At 64.5% G+C, this 3,255-nt stretch carries 3 protein-coding genes and 1 pseudogene; 2 read left to right on the plus strand and 2 right to left on the minus strand.

Features of this window, described 5'->3' with window-relative positions; genetic code table 11:
* Together G6018_RS10345 and G6018_RS10350 are read left to right on the plus strand one after the other, a co-directional pair.
* Positions 1-262 (plus strand): annotated as a pseudogene (locus tag G6018_RS10345) (hypothetical protein); the annotation flags it as partial.
* A 344-nt stretch (positions 263-606) separates the two neighbouring features.
* Complete coding sequence (locus tag G6018_RS10350; protein ID WP_067716045.1) at positions 607-1,275, plus strand: DUF3800 domain-containing protein; 669 nt, start codon at positions 607-609, stop codon at positions 1,273-1,275.
* 239 nt (positions 1,276-1,514) lie between these two features.
* Here G6018_RS10350 and G6018_RS10355 read toward each other — a convergent pair whose 3' ends face one another.
* Entirely contained in the window at positions 1,515-2,084 is a 570-nt protein-coding gene (locus G6018_RS10355) for a hypothetical protein (RefSeq protein WP_182639548.1), read from the minus strand.
* Between the two features lie 603 nt (positions 2,085-2,687).
* Positions 2,688-3,255: heme-binding protein (locus G6018_RS10360; protein ID WP_182639547.1), on the minus strand; the 568-nt coding region annotated here is incomplete at its 5' end.

Genomic DNA, 3,255 nt, shown 5'->3' on the forward strand with positions numbered 1-3,255 from the left:
GGGGGGGGGGGGGCGGAGAGCCGAGGTGATCTGCCTGCCGGGTGTCGTCCCGGCGCTCAACTGCGGGACCTCCGAAAGGGACGTGCTCGCCTCGACGATGCGCCCACTCGCCCATGTCGACCTCCCGATGATCGGCAGTCCACCATTGCGCATCTGGGTGGACCTTCCGCGGTGGGGCGACGGCTCCACCGGCGAGGGCCCGATCCCCGAGCTGACAAGTAACGTGATCGCCTGGTGGCTCACCGGACCCGCTCCGTCTTAACGCTCACTGTCCGACGTGGACTGCGGTCTTGAGGGCGACGACGACAAGGCCCACGACCGCCGAGAGCGGACCGCCACTTCCCGCCATTCGAACCGACCGGCATAGACCAACTCGTGCGGCGCGACGTAGAGCTGGTCCACGCTATTCACCCACCGCGCCCTCAACTCGTCACAGTGGCCTACAAGGCTGTGACTTGCTGGGGAGTGCCTGTGGATTAACAGCTGAATATTCGCTCTGACCTGCCTTTATGTCATCTGCGGGTAATGGCGCTTAGTGAGTTTCCCGCCCGAGGAGTGTCCTCTCGATGTGCTTCCATAGGTGGCAGTCGAGAGAAAGGCCCCTTCGTGGCGATCAAGTATCTGTTCGCAGATGAGAGTGGCGACCTCCAGTTCCTCCGCAATGGGAAGGCATCCAGGTACTTCGCGGTTGGCACGCTGTGCGCCGACGAAGAACAGGTGTGGGCGCTCCGGACGCGCCTCATGCGGCTCCGGGACGAACTGGCCTGGAAGGCCCAGGGTTTGGATTCGTGTTTCCACGCCTCTCCGGACGCCCAGGTCGTGCGAGACGCGGTGTTCGACGCCTTGGTGGAACTTGAGTTCCGGTTCGACATCACTCTGTTGGAGAAGTCCAAGGCCCAGCCCTCGATCCGCCCAACCGAACCGAAGTTCTACCAGTACGCCTGGTTTTTTCATCTCAGTCGGGCCGCCCCTCAGTTGTTCCACCAGGGCGATTCCATCCAGGTCGTCGCCGCTCAGATGGGAACCAGGAAGACCCGGGCTGCGTTCAGGGGCGCCGTGGACGATGTCATGGCCCAGTGTCTGCCCTTCCGCGCCAAGCGAGTATTGGCATTCTGGCGGGATGAGTCCGACTTCGGTCTTCAGGCTGCGGACTACTGCACCTGGGCGGTCACACGGAAGTGGGAGACCGGCGACGACCGAGCTCACAGACTGATCCGGAGCAAGATCAGGATCGAGAGTGACTACTTCGGGTACGGCACCGAGCACTACTACTGACGCACGAAACCCCAACCAACTAGGGATCATTCCCGAAGCCCAGGGGCTCTTTCGTCGATTGGGGTCGCACTGAAAATGTACCACCGTGTCAAGCAACTTGACAGCCCCAAAGCGTGTCGAGGTCATGACGGGCGGCCCTCCATGCAGGTCTCGCAATCAGCCCGTCGACTGCGGCCTGCTCGGACAACGCCTCGGCCGCGTAGAGAAGCGCAAACCGGGCACTGACGAGCAGATCGCCACTACCCTCTCCATGACTGTTCATGTGCCCTCATCCATTCGATCAGCCCGTTCGCCTCTGCGGGTGCCCGGCCCGGCCCGGTCATGAGGTCCACAGCCACCTGGGTCGGGCGCGCGACCGTGAGCCCTTCCAACGCGGTCATGGCGCGTTCCATGACGACGGGGTAAGTGGGTTCGATCAGCAGCACGTTCGCTCCCGCTTCGGTCGCGCGCAAGCCCCAGTTCGCCGCTGCACGTTCGACGTTTCGGACGTACACCATCGCCGACCTGGCTGGCGCGTAGGCATCCCACGCTGCTGCTGCGACGGACCCGGTCAGCGCGTAGTCGATGTCCTCTTCCTCGCGCACCGTATCGAGAAGGTCCGACAGGCCCCGGGGAGCGATCCAATGGGACACGGCATTGGACCGGAGTAACTGATAGTCGTCGCTCCATCTGCGCAGAAGAGCTGCCCAATCGGACACCAGGAATCGCCGGTCAGGCAGCCGCTGCGCAAGTCCCTGATCTTCGAGAAACTGCATCACACGGTATACCGACCCCACCGAGGCATTGGCGACGTCGGCGAGTTCCCGCACACGCCATGGCCCGGGAAGATCGAGTAGCGCTCTAACTACCTTCGCTGCGGGTTCTCCCTTGAGGGTGCCCCTCGGGCGCCCTGGCCCCCGCCAGGGATCTCTTTCGGCACCACGATCCGAGACGAAGAGTGCGGGAACGGGGGATGAAACCCTCATATTGCCGGTCGCATCGATATATGAAATGCCAGCCGCGTCGAGCCGCGCACGGTCGGCGGGCGCGAGATAGCGAGTCAAGACCAGGCACCCACTGTCCGGCACCTGGGCCATAGTGTCGCCGCACCTCTTCCGAAGCGCAGGTATGTCGCGAGCTACGACGGCGCTCTTGACGGTGACACAGAATGTTGCGGCACTCCCATCGGGAGCCTCGGCGATCATCAGAGAATCTGCGCCGCCAGATGTCGACGATGTAGCGCCCTGCCTGGTATCGATCTTCCACTCCGGCGGGAGTCTCTCGCGAAGTGCCTGGGACGCGACATCGACGAGTTCCGCCTCCGAAGGGGGTCTCGAATCTATCGTCTTGCCGTTTATCATGTTCGGATAATAGCGCCGTTCCGCAGCCAACGGAAGCGGACAATTTGCCGAACACCGCCAGCGCGACGCGACTCAGCCCTCGCCGGGCCACACCACGTCCTGCACGACCTCGTTGCGCCGCAGGAACCACGGCGTGAACGGCGGGTCGAATCGGGCGTACCTGGGCAGCCCGGTGGCGACCAGCCCGGCCCGGCCGATCGCGGCCTCGAGCTCGGTCAGGTGACGTCGATAGGCCGACGCGCTCCACCGTCCGGAGTAGCGCACCGCTGCCGCAACACGGCCGGGCACCTGCCTGACCCGCACCCGAGGATCGGTGGGCACCGGCGCGTTCGCGGCGGTCAGCGAGGCGGGCAGCACGAAGGCGACGACGTGCTCGCCGCCGTCGGCCTCGGTCTGGACTACGGGCGCGGTCATGGCGATTTTCTCGAAGCCGGGTGACTCCTGGACGACCGGTGCGGTCATGGCGATGGACCCGGCCGACTCGTTGTGACCGGTAACGTACTTGAACAGCGCCCTGAACGCCTGGTTGCCGGTACTGCCGAAGGACCCGTGGACGGGCACCTCCGCCACGGCATGGGAGGGGTACCGCCGCAGCTCGAACTCCGGGTACCGCTCGACCACCTCGTACGGCTGCCGCTCG

Source organism: Dietzia sp. DQ11-44 (assembly GCF_014145205.1).
Taxonomy (GTDB): domain Bacteria; phylum Actinomycetota; class Actinomycetes; order Mycobacteriales; family Mycobacteriaceae; genus Dietzia; species Dietzia natronolimnaea.